Consider the following 14,187-nt stretch of genomic DNA (forward strand, 5'->3'; position numbering starts at 1 on the left):
ATTTTTATGAAACGCGTCGAAATCGCCAAACTCTTTGCTACACCTGACCAATTCATCGGAAAGAATCTCACGGTATGCGGCTGGGCAAAAACCCTGCGCGCGTCCAAGGGCATCTCGTTCGTCGAACTCAACGACGGGAGCTGCTTTCGAAATTTACAGGTCGTGGCCGAAGAGAAGTTGCCCGGCTATGCCGAGGTGACCCGTCAAAACAACGGGTGCGCTTTGGTCGTCGAAGGCGTTTTGGTCGCGACCCCGGACAGCAAACAGCCCTTTGAGCTGAAAGCGACGAATATCGCGGTGGAGGGAACCTCCTCGCCGGATTATCCGCTGCAGAAAAAACGCCATTCGCTGGAGTTTCTGCGCACAATGCCGCATCTGCGTCCGCGCACGAACACCCTCGGCGCGGTCTATCGGCTGCGCTCGGTCGTGAGCTACGCCATCCACAAGTTTTTCACCGAAAACGGATTTATCTATACCCATTCGCCGATCATCACCGGAAGCGACTGCGAAGGCGCCGGGGAGATGTTCCGCGTGACCACATTGGACGCAAAGGATCCGCCGCTGACAGAATCCGGCGAGGTCGATTTTTCCAAGGACTTTTTCGGAAAACCCGCTTCGATGACGGTTTCGGGGCAGCTTGAAGCCGAGGCGTTTGCGCTTTGTTACGGCAAGGTCTATAACTTCGGGCCGACCTTCCGCGCCGAGAATTCCAACACCCCGATCCACGCGTCGGAGTTTTGGATGATCGAGCCGGAAATCGCATTTGCCGATCTGTCCGACGATATGCAGCTGGCCAAAGATATGTTGGTTTCCGTGGTCAAGTATACGATGGAACAATGCCCGGATGAACTGGCGTTTTTCAACGAACACTATGATAACGGGCTGCTCGACCGTCTGAATGCACTGGTCAACGCCGATTTCAAGGTCTGCGAATACACCGAGGCCATCGATCTGCTTTGCAACAGCGGGGTTGAATTTGAATATCCTGTCTATTGGGGCTGTGATCTTCAGAAAGAACATGAACGCTGGCTGACCGAGACCTATTTCAAAGCGCCGGTGTTTTTGATTAACTATCCCAAGGAAATCAAGGCATTCTATATGCGCCTCAACGATGACGGCAAGACGGTCGCCGCGATGGATTTATTGGTGCCGGGCGTCGGCGAAATCATCGGCGGCAGCCAGAGAGAAGAGCGCATTGACGTTCTCGAAAGCCGCATGGCTGAGTGCGGGCTCGATAAAAACGACTACGGCTGGTATCTCGACCTGCGCCGTTACGGCGGTACCAAACACGCCGGTTTCGGTCTGGGACTCGAACGCCTGCTGTTGTATCTGACCTGCGTCGGCAACATCCGCGACGTGCTGTTGTTCCCGCGCACCCCCAAGACCCTTGGGTAATTTGATTTTAATTTGGAATCGATGGTGACGATATGAATTATACGAAACTCTCCCGTGAGCAGTTATTGATTCAAAAAGCCCTTTTGCAGGGCATCTATAACGACTACAAGGTAAAAGGGCTTAAATTGGACATCTCGCGCGGCAAACCCGCACCCGAGATGCTCTCGCTTTCCAATCCGATTCTCTCGGTGTTGGGGCCGGACTCCAATCTGCAGTCCGAGGACGGCATGGATGCGCGCAACTACGGCGGACTCGACGGAATCCCGGAGGCCAAACGGCTGTTTTCCGAGATTTTAAGCGTTCCGGCAGAAAACCTGATCGTCTACGGCAATTCGAGCTTAAATTTGATGTACGATACCTTGGCACGGGCGATGATTTTCGGCGTGTTTGCCGGCGGCGTGCCGCTGTATGAATGCCAAAATCGCAAGTGGCTGTGCCCGGTGCCGGGATATGACCGCCATTTTGCAATTACCGACAAGTTCGGATTTGAAATGATCAACATTCCGATGCACGAGGATGGGCCAGACATGGATCTGGTCGAGCAGTTGGTCTCCGACGATCCGGATATCAAGGGTATCTGGTGTGTGCCGGTCTATTCCAATCCGACCGGAACGGTGTATTCGCACAAGGTCATTGAGCGGCTGGCGGCTTTAAAACCCGCATCGCGCGATTTCAGAATTTACTGCGACAACGCTTATGTGATGCACACGTTTGCCGGTGCGACAAAGGTAAAGGCCACAAATCTGCTGACTGAAGCACAAAAACGCGGCAGCGGCAGCATGGTTTATATATTCACTTCGACCAGTAAGGTCAGCTTTGCGGGCGGCGGCGTCTCGGCGATCGCTTCGGGTGAAGAGAATTTGGCGTTTTATAAAAAATTGCTCTCCTATCAGACGATCGGCCATGATAAACTCAACCAGCTGCGGCATGCGCGTTATTTTAAAGATGTAAACGGCGTTGCGGCACACATGGAAAAATATATGACATTGCTTGTTCCGAAGTTTGAGACGGTCTGCGCCAAGCTTAAAGAGGGTTTGAGTGCGACCGGTGTCGCCGAGTGGACCGAACCGAAAGGCGGCTTTTTCATCAGCGTGGATCTTTTACCCGGCTGTGCCAAGCGCACGGTGACGCTTTGTAAAGACGCGGGATTGATTTTGACTCCGGCAGGCGCGACTTTCCCGTACGGGATGGATCCCAACGATTCAAACATCAGGATTTCCCCGAGTTTCCCGCACATTGAGCAATTGGCCGAAGCGATGGATGTTTTCTGCGCTTCCGTCAAACTCGCGGCGGTCGAAAAGCTGCTTCAGCAGGAAAAATAAAATACGGTTAAATAAACAACCACGGCGAACGGGAGAACCCGTTCGCCGTGGTTGTTTATGAACTAATGAGGATTACTCTTGATTCGGCTTTTTACGAAAAATTAAAACCGTACCGAAAATCAACATGACGGCGATCACCGGAGTCCACCAGTATGAAAGCAGGTTCCGTCCGGTTGAACTCGACTCTGCAACAGCATTGGAAGCCGTGAGATTTTCAACAGAGGGTATCACGGAATCGATTTTGGGAGAGATCACTGAGATAACGGAAGATTGCGAGGATACAGACACCGTACTTAAGCTTTTGAGGCGGATTGTACAGAGGATTTTTCAACGATTTCTATCGATTCCGGAGCTGAAGATAAGACGCTTGTCGAGGTTTCTTTCGAGGAATAAGGCCCGGTCATCCACCAGGGTACAGAGGAAGCGGGCATCGACGACGTGGGAACATAGTAACCGGATCTATAAATAATACTCACAATTGAAGTGACGGGACGTCCGAAAACAATTTCTGTGCTATAGATAATACTTTCGATGCAGTATGGGAGCGAACCATGAGATGTAACGTATGAAGCCGGGCTGCTTACTGTTCCGGAAACCATAATCATACTGGGGGTGGATTTTGAACCGGTGTGTGTGCTTGGAAGGTTTAAATCATATGTATATGTATAACTGTATGTCGTGGTTGTCACGGAAGTTTCGGTATGTGTTGCACTAAGAGTGGGTGCGATCAGAGTGGAAAATAAAATTAAACTTATCAGAACACAGCCTAAAAAAATGACAGCTCTTCCGTTTTTCATATTTCTCCGCCTTTCTTTTGTAAAGATTACCATAAATGAGATAAAATAAAGACGGTAATAATTTTCGACAGAGTTTTTACATAAAATTTACGCATTCTACACAGAATCATTAAATATCCGGTGTATTCTTTGGTTGCCAGGGAACAGGACAAAAGTCCGCACTTTTGTTTTAATATAACTGCTGAAAGCAAGTATATTAGGGGTTGCGTATTCGGTAAAATTATTGTAAAATTAAATGGTATAAGGGGGTGTGTGGGCTTTTGGATATTTTCGGAATTTTATCGCTGTTCGGAGGTTTGGCACTGTTTCTTTTCGGAATGAATATCATGGGTTCCGGACTTGAGAAAACAGCTGGCGGAAGATTGGAACATACACTCGAAAAATTGACAAACAGTAAGCTTAAGGGTGTTTTGCTCGGCGCAGGCGTCACAGCGGTCATCCAGAGTTCTTCGGCCACCACAGTTATGGTGGTGGGCTTTGTCAATTCGGGAATCATGAAACTCACTCAGGCGGTCGGCGTTATTATGGGTGCCAATATCGGCACGACGGTGACCGCTTGGATTTTGTCTTTAACCGGAATCGAAAGCGAAAATGTCGTTATTCAGTTGTTAAAGCCGGCCCATTTTTCTCCGATTTTTGCGGTAATCGGCGTGATTTTAATCATGGCCTGCAAAAAAGGAAAGAAGCATGACATCGGCACGATTCTGATCGGTTTTGCCGTGTTGATGTTCGGTATGGCTACGATGAGCAGCGCGGTCAAGCCGCTGGCAAACGATCCGACTTTCACCGGCATTCTGACTGCTTTTTCTAACCCGATTCTGGGCGTTTTGGCAGGCGCGCTTCTGACCGGTATCATCCAGAGTTCGTCCGCCTCGGTCGGTATTTTACAGGCGTTGACAACAACCGGTTCCATCACCTATTCCGCGGCTATTCCGATTATCATGGGCCAGAACATCGGCACCTGCGTAACAGCTTTGATTTCCTGTGTGGGTGCAGGGAAAAACGCCAAACGCGCCGCGATGGTTCATTTATATTTCAACATTATCGGAACGTTCCTGTTTTTGGGAGCGTTTTACGGAGCAAATGCAATCTTCAAATTCGCATTCATTAATTCGGCTATGAACGCGGCCGATATCGCTATCGTGCATTCCGCGTTTAATATTGTAACGACATTTGTATTGCTGCCGTTCTCCAATCTCCTTGTCAAACTGGCAAAAGCTACGATCAAAGACGGCAAAAAAGAAGAGGATATCCCGATTCTGGACGAACGCTTTTTCGCGGCTCCTTCATTCGCTATTGAACAAGCCAAAAATGCCGCTTACAAGATGGCGGCTTTGGCCGAACATAACATGCTTGCGGCAATTGATATGATGAACAATTATGACCCCAAGATGGTCACCCAAATCAATGAAGTCGAAAACATGATTGACCTGTATGAAGACAGGCTGGGGACTTATCTGGTGCAAATTTCAAGCCGTGAAATTTCCGAACAGGACAGCCGGGCGGTCTCGGAACTGCTGCATATGATCGGGGATTTCGAACGAATCGGCGACCATGCGTTGAATGTCTGTGAAGCGGCGCAGGAGATGCACGATAAAAATGTCTCATTTTCGGATGAAGCGGTTTCCGATTTGAAAGTCATCACCGATGCGCTGACAGAGATTTTAGGGCTGACCACGACTGCGTTTATGCATGATGACGTCAAATTAGCAAGTAAAGTCGAACCGTTGGAACAGGTGATTGACGACCTTAAGGACGAGATTAAAAACCGGCATATCGAGCGTTTGCAGCGCGGCGACTGTACGATTCAAATGGGTTTCATCCTGTCCGATCTGTTGACCAATTACGAGCGTGTATCGGACCACTGTTCCAATATTGCGGTCTGCATGATTCAGATCGCCTTTTCGGCGATGAACACACACGTCTATCTCAATGAGATCAAGAACGGCGGACAGCCGGAATTCACTGAAAACTTCAACCAATACCGAAATAAATATAAATTGGCGCAATAATCGCCGATTTAGAGGTGTCGATAATGGATAAACGAGAAGTGGTAAAAGCGGCGATTGCTCATCGGCAATGCGCTGCTTTGCCTTATGCCATTATGTTTGCGCGGGACGCTTTGGATTTATACGGCGACCGACTGCTTGCCGATTTCGTCTCCGGATGGGCAAAAACCGAATACGAAAAAGGACGGCTTGAAAGGGAAGAGGCCATTAGTCTCGGCATCGGCAACAGTGTGTTTGCATTCGGCTGTCCGTGGTGGGACTGGTATGATCTGCCCGAGACCTATACCGATTATGACGCGCCGAAAGCACTGCCGAAGACCATGGGGCGCGGCAGTTATGTCGGCTTTGCCGACCGCATCAAGGCAATCAAAGAAGCCACCGGCTGCTATATGCTGGTCACGATTTGGGGCAGTCATTTTGAGAAGGCCTATTTTGCGCGGGGAATCGAGAATTTTCTGGCCGATATGGCCGGAGAGCCCGAATACGCAAAAGCACTGCTCAATATGATTATCCGCAAAAATATGGTGATGCTCGAAAACATCGTCAACATCCCCGAGATTGACGGTATTTTACTCGGCAGTGACTGGGGTTCACAGAAATCGTTACTGATGTCACCCGATGTTTGGCACGAGATGATCGCGCCCGGCGAGCAGGTTGAATACGATTTGATTCATTCAGCCGGCAAAGACGTCTGGGTGCATTCGTGCGGAAATGTCGAAGCCATTATGGGCGATTTGGTTAAAATGGGTGTCGATGTATTAAACCCCGTGCAGCCTGAGTGCATGGACTTAGCGAAAATCAAACGCCTTCACGGCGATAAACTGACTTTTTGGGGTGGTGTCAGCACCCAGCAGACGCTGCCGTACGGTACACCGGATCAGGTCAAAGCCGAAGTTTCACAGGTGGTTGAGATATTGGGACAGGGCGGGGGATATATCCTCGCACCGGCACAAAGCATTCAATCCGACGTGCCGTATGAAAACGCTTGCGCGATGATCGCAGAGGCGCAAAAACGATTTACACTTGAGGTTTATTAATGGAGAAAAGAAAAATTAAGGTTGCCTTCGTTGATTTTTGGAGAACAGCTGAACAGTTAAAAAAATCGCTCCTGGTGCATTTCCTTGAAAAGAATTATGAGATCGAACTCAGCGACGACCCGGATTATGTTTTTTCATCGAGTTTCGGCTTATTTAACACCGGTGTTTTGAAATATAAAAAGGCGGTCAGGATTTTTGTTTCTTCTGAAAATCTCTGGCCCGATTTTGATTTATATGATTATACGGTAACTTGCTATCCTCTTCAATACGGGGATCGCAATCTGACACATCCATATTGTTTTGACCATAAAGATCATGAAATGAACATTGCATTGGCTAAAAATAAGCATCTGTCAGCAAAAGAAGATCTTGCTAAAAAGACGGGTTTTTGTTCTTTTGTGGTTTCCAACGCCCAAGCTGACCCGATACGCGATGCATTTTTTGAAAAATTATGCGCTTATAAAAAAGTTGATTCGGGCGGATATTATAAAAACAACATCGGTACAAAAGACGGCATTCAGGATAAGCTGGCTTTTACTTCAGAGCGTAAATTTTCAATTACATTTGAAAATTCCAAGGTTGACGGCTATGTAACCGAAAAAATCCTCGAGGGGTTTTCGGCACACACGATTCCGATTTATTGGGGCTGTCAAGAGGTTGTGAAATACTTTAACCCGGAAGCTTTTATCTATATCGGCGGACCGGAGGGTGTCGATGCTGCAATTGAAAAGATTAAATATCTTGACAACAACGACGAGGCTTATCTGAACATGCTGTCACAACCCGCCTTGGTATCTACGGATATAGCGGATCAAGTCTATCAGGAAATGGAAGAGTTTTTAAAACATATTATCGAGCAGCCGCTGGAAAAAGCATATCGCAGACCGCGATACGGGTTTGCATGGTTTAAAGAGACGCGATTGGAAATCGCCGCCCGAACGGCGACACCGATCCATAAAACCAAGGCATTCTTTAAAAAGATATTAAAAAGATTGCGTTTGATTTCACAGTATCGTTGAATCGGTCCGAAAAGGAAGGAGACGGTATGGAAATCAGCTATCGCACGGAATTGCCCGAAAAAGAAGAATTATTCGAACTCTACGGCCATCTTGGCTGGAATGAATTTTTGTCTTTGAACGCACAGCAGCTTTTACAGGCGATGCAGAATTCTTATTATTCCGTATATGCCTATGCCGATCATCAGTTGGTTGCCACGGGGAGAGTTATCTCAGACGGTGTTATCAACGCTTATCTATGCGGATTGGGTGTGCGCAGCGAATACCGGCATCGGGGTATTGCCACCCGTATCATTGAGATGCTGGCAGCACATTGCCAAGAGAACAATCTGCATATTCAGTTTTTTTGTGAGGATGAGCTTGTACCGTTTTATGAAAAACGGGGCTTTTATAAATTTGCCGAAGGCATGGCGCTCAAAGAGGACGGGTGATTTTCATCACGCAGCGGCTGCTGCCGGTCTTGATGCTCTCAATCAGTTCGACTTCGGTTTCGCAGCCAAGCACTGTGTCAAATATCTTTTTTGTATAACCCACCGTGCACAGGCACCAGGTTTTAGGCAGCATTTTGTTGACCCGCTTAACACAGGAGCAGTAACAGGCCGGGTAGCCGAAAAAGAGGGTCTCGCCCTCGTGCCACAGCAGATTGGTTCCGTGATATTCGTTTTCAAAGGCCTCGGCGAAAGCGTCGAGGTCTTTTGCATTTTCATAAAGTCGTTTGATCTTTTCGATTTTGTCCTCCGGCGGTGTGCAAGAGCAGGCAAATCGGACGGCTTTGACTTCCTCCGGTGTATATGTACTGTTTAAATAGTCACAGACATCCTTCGCCCACTTAAACTTTCGGAGATAATCGGCGGATTTGGATAACGGAAACTTGGCTGCAAAGTCTTTAGCCGCCGTCTTACCAAGCCGTTTTTCAATGGCGTTTTGTATTTTAATTCCCTGCATACCGGTCATTTTAAATCCACCTCAGATATAAGAATTGTAAATTTTGAAATTGAGAGAAGCATATAAATCCCGCGCAGCGGCATTGATAGCACGCACGGTGATGATTTGGGCGTTATTTTGAAACGCATCGGAAATCGCTTGTGTGCATACCGTTTTTGCCAGTCCCATGCGGCGCAGTTCGGGAACGGTAGCCACGAATTCGAGCGAATCTACGCCCTTGTTGTCCATGATTGCGGCAACAGCGGCAGGTTTTTCTTGTTTATAAAGAATATAGCAGCGCATCAAACCCTTTTGGCAGAGCGGATAATGAAAAATCGGGTGCATATCGGGATAACCGCCGTTGAGAAGCCGGTTGGTCAGATCGGCCCATTGCGCAAATTCCTCTGCCGTCCGAACCTTGACGATCTTGATGTCATCCGAAATCTTCGAAGATGGCAGTTGTTCCTTTGACAGCAGCGCCATATAGACCTCGTCGTTGTCGTCTATCGTTTGCTTGTGAACTTTTTCTCTGCCATTGATTAATTTGTACAGTTCATCGGAGGCCAGTAAATCCAGCCAGATCGGCATTTTGAGCGCTCTGATCTCGGCAGCTTTTTCCCGCTGTGTCTCAACCGGCAGATGTTCCAGGCGGATATCAAAGACAAACGTAATGCCGGGCTGACTCGGTTTCGGTGCGACAAAAGTATAATAACCGGTGTCAATCGTCTCCATATGTTCGGCGTTTCCAAACAGACACAGGTAAAAGTTCGCGCCGTCGTCGATGTGTTTCAGGATTTCATGATTCGTCATATCGCCGCATTCGCTTTCTTTTCGTAAAATTCTCTGAGCAACCCCATATAATCCGGCAGCTTCGCCAGATCAGGTTGATGAAACTCAAAAACGACGCCGGAACACTTCTCAATCGTTTTACCGTCGAGGATATAGGTTTTTCTCATTCTGCAATTCTCTTTTTTGGGGTTACAACTGCAATCTCCGTGTGTGCCGATGAAAACACTTTTAATATGCTCCGGTGCGTTTTCGATGTATTGCGTGTGTTTATCGACATTATTGAAAAACAAGCGCAGAATAATGCGATTTTCGCGGATAAATATCCGGGCGGCAACCTGCTTTGATTTTGCGCCGACCTTAGAGTAGATAATCATATACAAACCCCAACAGGCTCCCCAACCGATATTCCCGCCGAAATCATATCCCAACTCCGTAATTTCTCTGTTGAATGCCAGAATGAAGGATTTATCAGCTTCGGAAATCAAATGAAATCTTTCCTCTTTTAGCCTGTCCTCCATAATTTTTGGCGTTTTCATCAGATAATAAGATTCAATTGCTTCCTTGATTGTTTTCCCGTTGTTTTGTTTCAGCCAATATTGAAAAGTACCGCAATATATTTCCGGTGAAAAACCCTCAATGGCCTTTCTGAAAAAAGCGCGGTATCTGTCCGGTGAAATGAACGATTCATCGATAACGGTGTTTTCCGTGAGTCTAACAGGCATAATATCCCCCTATATTTTTTGACATCCCGGGCAGTAATAGATGTTGCCGCCCATATAGGCCTCGCGCTTCAACCCGCTTCCGCAGACGCGACAGGGGTACGCAACTGTCTTGTTTGAAAGGATGGTGTTGTAGCCGCCCGGTTTGCCGAACAGATCGCGTTCGGTATCGCGACCGCCGCCGTCCCGCATTTCCTTCAGCGTGGATACCACCGCGTTGTATAGCACATCCCGTTCATCATCGGACAGGGATTGGGCTTTGCGTTTGGGGTGGATGCGGGCATTGAACAGAATATCCTGCAGCACGCCGTTTCCGAGGCCGGGGATGCGCTGCTCGGTGGCGAGCAGCGCTTTGACGCTGAGGGATGTTTTAATTCCCTCAAATAACCCGTCAAAATAGGCCATGTCGAATGCTTCCGAAAACGGGGACGGTTTTTCCTTGGCAACATTGTAGTAAAAATCATTGTTCGGCTCGTTTGGAAATGCCATCATGCCGCCGTACATTTGAACGGTGCAGCACAGAGCGGAACCGTCGTCAAATTCAAGCAGAAGTTGATGCTTATCGGGGCGTTTTTCTTCCGCGGTCAAACGGAGTGCCCGAACGCCGTCGGAAAATGAGATGACCATATCGTCCGCGTACATTTCGGGCCGCCCGCCGTAAGCGGCTGTTCCGGTGATTTTCTTTCCGGCGAGTTTTTCGTTATAAAGTGCAGGGTCTCCGGAATACCAGGCGAAACTGTGTGGCGAGGTGTTTGCCGCTGCGCTGACAATGGTTTTCCCTAAAAAAGCTTGGTTGAGCTGGTTTGCAAGCACATAGGCCTCCGGCAGTTCGATCATAAAGTTAGCCGCCTTTCAAAATAGTGTTTAGAAAACAGGAATTGGAAATTAGTAATGAATCGTGTAGGGAACTGTCTTGACTGTTCCGTTTACAATCGTTATGAAATGACGACAGTAAACACTTTCAAACATCGCCGCTTTCGGAATGGTCAAGACCATTTTCTACAAACATCCCGCTTCCTTTTGTGCTAATAACGCATAAAACGTGACCCATTTACTCGGTTTTCCGACGTGTTCTTTGGGCAGGTACGATTTTGTCAGCGTGCCCTTTAAAATAAATTTTCCGGTCTCGTCCTGCTGCGTTTTTAATAAATCCCATGCTTCATTTAATCGCTCATCATCGCCATATCCTAAAGCACAAAAGGCCTCCAGCACATTTTGAAGTCCGACCCGCATGACCTCGAAGGGATAAAACGTATCAATGGTGCGCCAACCCTCGCGGCTGTCCAATACAAGACGGTGTTCGTCACTCCTATAAAAAAGGTCTCTGTTGAGGAAGTAATCGATCAAGCGCTCGGAACCCTCGATACGAATACCTTTTTTACGGCACTCTGCAAGGAAAAACAGCGCATGCAGATTAGCTTTATAGCAGCTTTTCGGTGTATAGTTCAATTTACTCAATCTGTGCAGGCATAAAAAACCGCCGTCGGGCAACATATGAACCTTAAAGTTATTTATAATGTCTGCAACAACGGGTTCATCTGCAAAACCCAGCTTCACAAGGGCGCGCAGCAGCATAAAGTCGCCGCAACCGCAGTCAAACTGATGTTGCAAAACCGAAAAGGCCTTTTCGATCTGTTCACGCTCAATGTCTTGTGATGTCAAGCCGCACTCGGCAAATGCGGTGATGTAATAAACATACCATAAGCCGGAAACAGTGTGCCAATCAGTCGGAATAAAGTTTTTAATCCAATCTAATACTGCCGATTTCGAAGCGGATTGCCCGAGCAGTTCCGTTTTTGTGCGGTATGCGACGGCGGGATTGTCGTCTTCAAGCAGCCAGTTGATGACCTTTTCATCAAACATAAATTAAACCTCCGTATTAAAATACAACCTACCGTCTTTGTCATTCACAAAGGGCTGACGGTCTTTGATGTGTGCGTATTCGGGGCATCGCGCCAGATTGTTGCGTAGGATGCACAGCAGCACCGGGTGGATGGTTTTATCATGTTCGCTGTTCATCACGCAGCTCTTGTGTTCGAGCCAATTTGCCATCTCGCACTTGTATTGATCGACTTCTGGTTTTACAATCTCAAACGGCAGCTCCGACAGACAGAGCCAAAAATACCATTTGCAAAACCACGGGCGCTTTTTATCTTCGTAATGGCGATTGAAAACCGCGATCCGGTCTTTGATCCACTGCGTCTCATTCGGGGAGACGGCCGCAAGAAAGCGGATCACGATCAGATTGGTGTCAAAGCACTCGCCGACGCCGTCGTCCTCGTTGCCGAAGCAGGTGGTTTTGAGACGCACAAGCGTCTTTTCGACCATGTACTTGATCTCCGGGTCGTTATGCACAAACAGATGCAAAAGCCGCAGGATCTCAAGTTCATAGAGATTCGCCGATAAGATATGGGTTTTGGGTGTCTGGTTGAGTATGGTCTTGTACTTTTTGCCGCCGTTGTAGGGTGGGATAAAAAACACCGGGTACATTCTGCGCCCGTTCGCGTCGGTATTTCCCGGGAAACGCACCCCGGCATAAAAGCGCGTCGCTTGTTCGGGCGTGCTTTTCGCAGCCGACAACTGACGGACGACGTTCGCTTTCTGCGCGCCTGTCAGTTCGCCTCCTTTGATCAGGTAGTGGTTGGTTTTGACCATGAGTTCGTAGGTTGTCATGTTTTATCAACCTTCATCAACGGAATCCAGACCTCGACGATGCCCTGCTGAAAACGCCCGTTATAACATTCCAAGACGAATTTTTTGCCGTTGAGGTTTGTTTGCGCATATTTGTCTTTGTGAATCCTGAGCCATGATTCTATATTGGCGTTTTCGCTGGTGTAACCGTTGGCCACGATCACATCGAAAACCGCATATTCCGAGGCGGGCAGTTCGATGGTGTCAAAACCGCTTTTGGTTTGCTCTTCGGCTGAAAACCCGACAAAACAATCGCGTCCGGTTTCTCCGTCTGTGCGAATCTCCCACCCGCAGTTGTCGGCGGCTTCAAATCCGGCCTTTTCGGCTTTTTCCTCGAAGTCCTGCCACAACCCGGCGGTCATCCGTCCGTCTCCCCACATTCCCGCGAGGGTCATTTTCTTCTTTTTAATTAGTTTCGGTTCCATCTTCAAAACCCTTTCATGATGAGTGATGGTACCATTCTAATCAAACAAACCTGACAACTGATTGTCAACTATCAGAATAATATTCGGAAATCATTTTGCTTTTTTCTTTGATGATCTGCTGTAAACGGGGCGGGGAGAGCACTTTAACGGCGGTTCCAAAAGAAAGAATGTAACCATAGACCCAGGCGTCTTCGGGAAAATCGAATTCAAGGGTATAAGTGCCGTCGCTGTTATCGTGAATCCACTCGTCGTCATAATCGTCGTAAAGGCGGTATAAAGCATCTTCGGTGAACTGAAGTACGCAATGGATGTTGGGTTTATAACCGGTCTCGCCGTCGCTGCCTTTCTGCGGTTTCGGTTCTCGCTTGCGGAAGCGGTCAAAGGTCTCGTCGGTGATATGCACCCGCTTGACACGCGAAATGCGAAACATTCGGTAATCCTCTCGGTTTCGGCACCAGCCCCACAGATACCACGCCTGATATTTGAAATCAAGCCGGAGCGGCTCGATATAACGGGTGGATTTTTGATTTTGAGCATTGAGATAGTCGATCTCAACGACATGGCATTTTAAAATCGCGGTCTTGAGATCGGTGAATTTATGATGGGCGTTCGGATTGGAACCCCAAGGTGAAAAATCCACCGAGATCCAGTCGGCGGCGCTGTTTTTAAAAATACCTCCGAGTTTTTCGAGCACTGCGTCAATCTCCGGATATTTTGCCGCCTGCAGCGAATGCAGCGCGAATAAGATGCTGTCTTTATCGGAATCGGAGAGTAACGTTTTATTGAGCGCGTAACCTTCCATGACCGAAATGCCGCCGTTTTGCCCTTGCGTGGTGCAAACCGGAATGCCCGCCGCCGAGAGCGCGTCGACATCGCGGTAGATTGTGCGTACCGAGACGCCGAAGCGGTCGGCGAGTTCCGAAGCGGTTACGGTTTTCTTATTGAGCAGAATCGTGATGATTTCCACCAAGCGTTCCAGTTTCATGTTCTCACCTCTGAAAACATTATAGCATCAATTCTTGACAATGCAATGTCAGGTTTCAAATAAAATTTTCCCGCTCTT

At 48.0% G+C, this 14,187-nt stretch carries 14 protein-coding genes; 6 read left to right on the forward strand and 8 right to left on the reverse strand.

Annotated elements, in window-relative coordinates; translation table 11 throughout:
- Window positions 1-6: 6 nt before the first annotated feature.
- The 6 genes from asnS to PK629_02010 all read left to right on the forward strand — a co-directional run bounded on the left by asnS (window position 7) and on the right by PK629_02010 (window position 8,007).
- Window positions 7-1,395, forward strand: coding sequence for an asparagine--tRNA ligase (asnS, locus tag PK629_01985; GenBank protein HOP10241.1), 1,389 nt, complete (start codon window positions 7-9; stop codon window positions 1,393-1,395).
- Between the two features lie 32 nt (window positions 1,396-1,427).
- On the forward strand, window positions 1,428-2,717 hold the full coding sequence (locus tag PK629_01990; GenBank protein ID HOP10242.1) for an aminotransferase class I/II-fold pyridoxal phosphate-dependent enzyme: 1,290 nt from the start codon (window positions 1,428-1,430) through the stop codon (window positions 2,715-2,717).
- A 1,057-nt stretch (window positions 2,718-3,774) separates the two neighbouring features.
- Window positions 3,775-5,526 (forward strand): Na/Pi cotransporter family protein, encoded by a 1,752-nt coding sequence (locus PK629_01995; GenBank protein ID HOP10243.1) that lies wholly within the window; start codon window positions 3,775-3,777, stop codon window positions 5,524-5,526.
- 23 nt (window positions 5,527-5,549) lie between these two features.
- Window positions 5,550-6,560, forward strand: coding sequence for a uroporphyrinogen decarboxylase family protein (locus PK629_02000; protein HOP10244.1), 1,011 nt, complete (start codon window positions 5,550-5,552; stop codon window positions 6,558-6,560).
- On the forward strand, window positions 6,560-7,579 hold the full coding sequence (locus PK629_02005; GenBank protein ID HOP10245.1) for a glycosyltransferase family 10: 1,020 nt from the start codon (window positions 6,560-6,562) through the stop codon (window positions 7,577-7,579). The genes PK629_02000 and PK629_02005 overlap by 1 nt, the downstream gene beginning before the upstream one ends.
- Before the next feature lie 26 nt (window positions 7,580-7,605).
- The gene (locus PK629_02010; protein ID HOP10246.1) at window positions 7,606-8,007 is read left to right on the forward strand and encodes a GNAT family N-acetyltransferase; all 402 of its coding nucleotides are present in this window, start codon (window positions 7,606-7,608) and stop codon (window positions 8,005-8,007) included.
- Here PK629_02010 and PK629_02015 read toward each other — a convergent pair.
- The 8 genes from PK629_02015 to PK629_02050 form a co-directional block, all read right to left on the reverse strand.
- On the reverse strand, window positions 7,991-8,530 hold the full coding sequence (locus tag PK629_02015; protein ID HOP10247.1) for a DUF6144 family protein: 540 nt from the start codon (window positions 8,528-8,530) through the stop codon (window positions 7,991-7,993). The two genes, PK629_02010 and PK629_02015, sit on opposite strands and share 17 nt — an antisense overlap.
- A gap of 12 nt (window positions 8,531-8,542) precedes the next feature.
- The gene (locus tag PK629_02020; protein ID HOP10248.1) at window positions 8,543-9,310 is read right to left on the reverse strand and encodes a GNAT family N-acetyltransferase; all 768 of its coding nucleotides are present in this window, start codon (window positions 9,308-9,310) and stop codon (window positions 8,543-8,545) included.
- Window positions 9,307-10,011 (reverse strand): DUF6434 domain-containing protein, encoded by a 705-nt coding sequence (locus PK629_02025; protein HOP10249.1) that lies wholly within the window; start codon window positions 10,009-10,011, stop codon window positions 9,307-9,309. Before PK629_02025 ends, PK629_02020 begins: the two co-directional genes overlap by 4 nt.
- 9 nt (window positions 10,012-10,020) lie before the next feature.
- Window positions 10,021-10,845, reverse strand: coding sequence for an endonuclease VIII (locus PK629_02030; GenBank protein ID HOP10250.1), 825 nt, complete (start codon window positions 10,843-10,845; stop codon window positions 10,021-10,023).
- 162 nt (window positions 10,846-11,007) lie between these two features.
- A complete protein-coding gene (locus PK629_02035; GenBank protein HOP10251.1) occupies window positions 11,008-11,871 on the reverse strand; it encodes a hypothetical protein in 864 nt (287 codons plus the stop codon).
- A gap of 3 nt (window positions 11,872-11,874) precedes the next feature.
- Window positions 11,875-12,681 carry a hypothetical protein gene (locus PK629_02040; GenBank protein HOP10252.1) on the reverse strand — a complete coding sequence of 269 codons (807 nt, stop codon included), beginning with the start codon at window positions 12,679-12,681 and terminating at the stop codon, window positions 11,875-11,877.
- Window positions 12,678-13,124 carry a hypothetical protein gene (locus PK629_02045; protein ID HOP10253.1) on the reverse strand — a complete coding sequence of 149 codons (447 nt, stop codon included), beginning with the start codon at window positions 13,122-13,124 and terminating at the stop codon, window positions 12,678-12,680. The genes PK629_02040 and PK629_02045 overlap by 4 nt, the downstream gene beginning before the upstream one ends.
- Before the next feature lie 64 nt (window positions 13,125-13,188).
- Complete coding sequence (locus PK629_02050) at window positions 13,189-14,109, reverse strand: YafY family protein (protein ID HOP10254.1); 921 nt, start codon at window positions 14,107-14,109, stop codon at window positions 13,189-13,191.
- Window positions 14,110-14,187 lie beyond the last annotated feature (78 nt).

The sequence above is a fragment of the Oscillospiraceae bacterium genome (assembly GCA_035380125.1).
Classification (GTDB): domain Bacteria; phylum Bacillota; class Clostridia; order Oscillospirales; family JAKOTC01; genus DAOPZJ01.

What these genes read in the sequence shown, in the direction of transcription:
- asnS (HOP10241.1), top strand. Translation starts at nt 7, where the DNA reads ATGAAACGCGTCGAAATCGCCAAACTCTTTGCTACACCTGACCAATTC.
- PK629_01990 (HOP10242.1), top strand. Translation starts at nt 1,428, where the DNA reads ATGAATTATACGAAACTCTCCCGTGAGCAGTTATTGATTCAAAAAGCC.
- PK629_02000 (HOP10244.1), top strand. Translation starts at nt 5,550, where the DNA reads ATGGATAAACGAGAAGTGGTAAAAGCGGCGATTGCTCATCGGCAATGC.
- PK629_02005 (HOP10245.1), top strand. Translation starts at nt 6,560, where the DNA reads ATGGAGAAAAGAAAAATTAAGGTTGCCTTCGTTGATTTTTGGAGAACA.
- PK629_02010 (HOP10246.1), top strand. Translation starts at nt 7,606, where the DNA reads ATGGAAATCAGCTATCGCACGGAATTGCCCGAAAAAGAAGAATTATTC.
- PK629_02015 (HOP10247.1), bottom strand. Translation starts at nt 8,530, where the DNA reads ATGACCGGTATGCAGGGAATTAAAATACAAAACGCCATTGAAAAACGG.
- PK629_02020 (HOP10248.1), bottom strand. Translation starts at nt 9,310, where the DNA reads ATGACGAATCATGAAATCCTGAAACACATCGACGACGGCGCGAACTTT.
- PK629_02025 (HOP10249.1), bottom strand. Translation starts at nt 10,011, where the DNA reads ATGCCTGTTAGACTCACGGAAAACACCGTTATCGATGAATCGTTCATT.
- PK629_02030 (HOP10250.1), bottom strand. Translation starts at nt 10,845, where the DNA reads ATGATCGAACTGCCGGAGGCCTATGTGCTTGCAAACCAGCTCAACCAA.
- PK629_02035 (HOP10251.1), bottom strand. Translation starts at nt 11,871, where the DNA reads ATGTTTGATGAAAAGGTCATCAACTGGCTGCTTGAAGACGACAATCCC.
- PK629_02040 (HOP10252.1), bottom strand. Translation starts at nt 12,681, where the DNA reads ATGACAACCTACGAACTCATGGTCAAAACCAACCACTACCTGATCAAA.
- PK629_02045 (HOP10253.1), bottom strand. Translation starts at nt 13,124, where the DNA reads ATGGAACCGAAACTAATTAAAAAGAAGAAAATGACCCTCGCGGGAATG.
- PK629_02050 (HOP10254.1), bottom strand. Translation starts at nt 14,109, where the DNA reads ATGAAACTGGAACGCTTGGTGGAAATCATCACGATTCTGCTCAATAAG.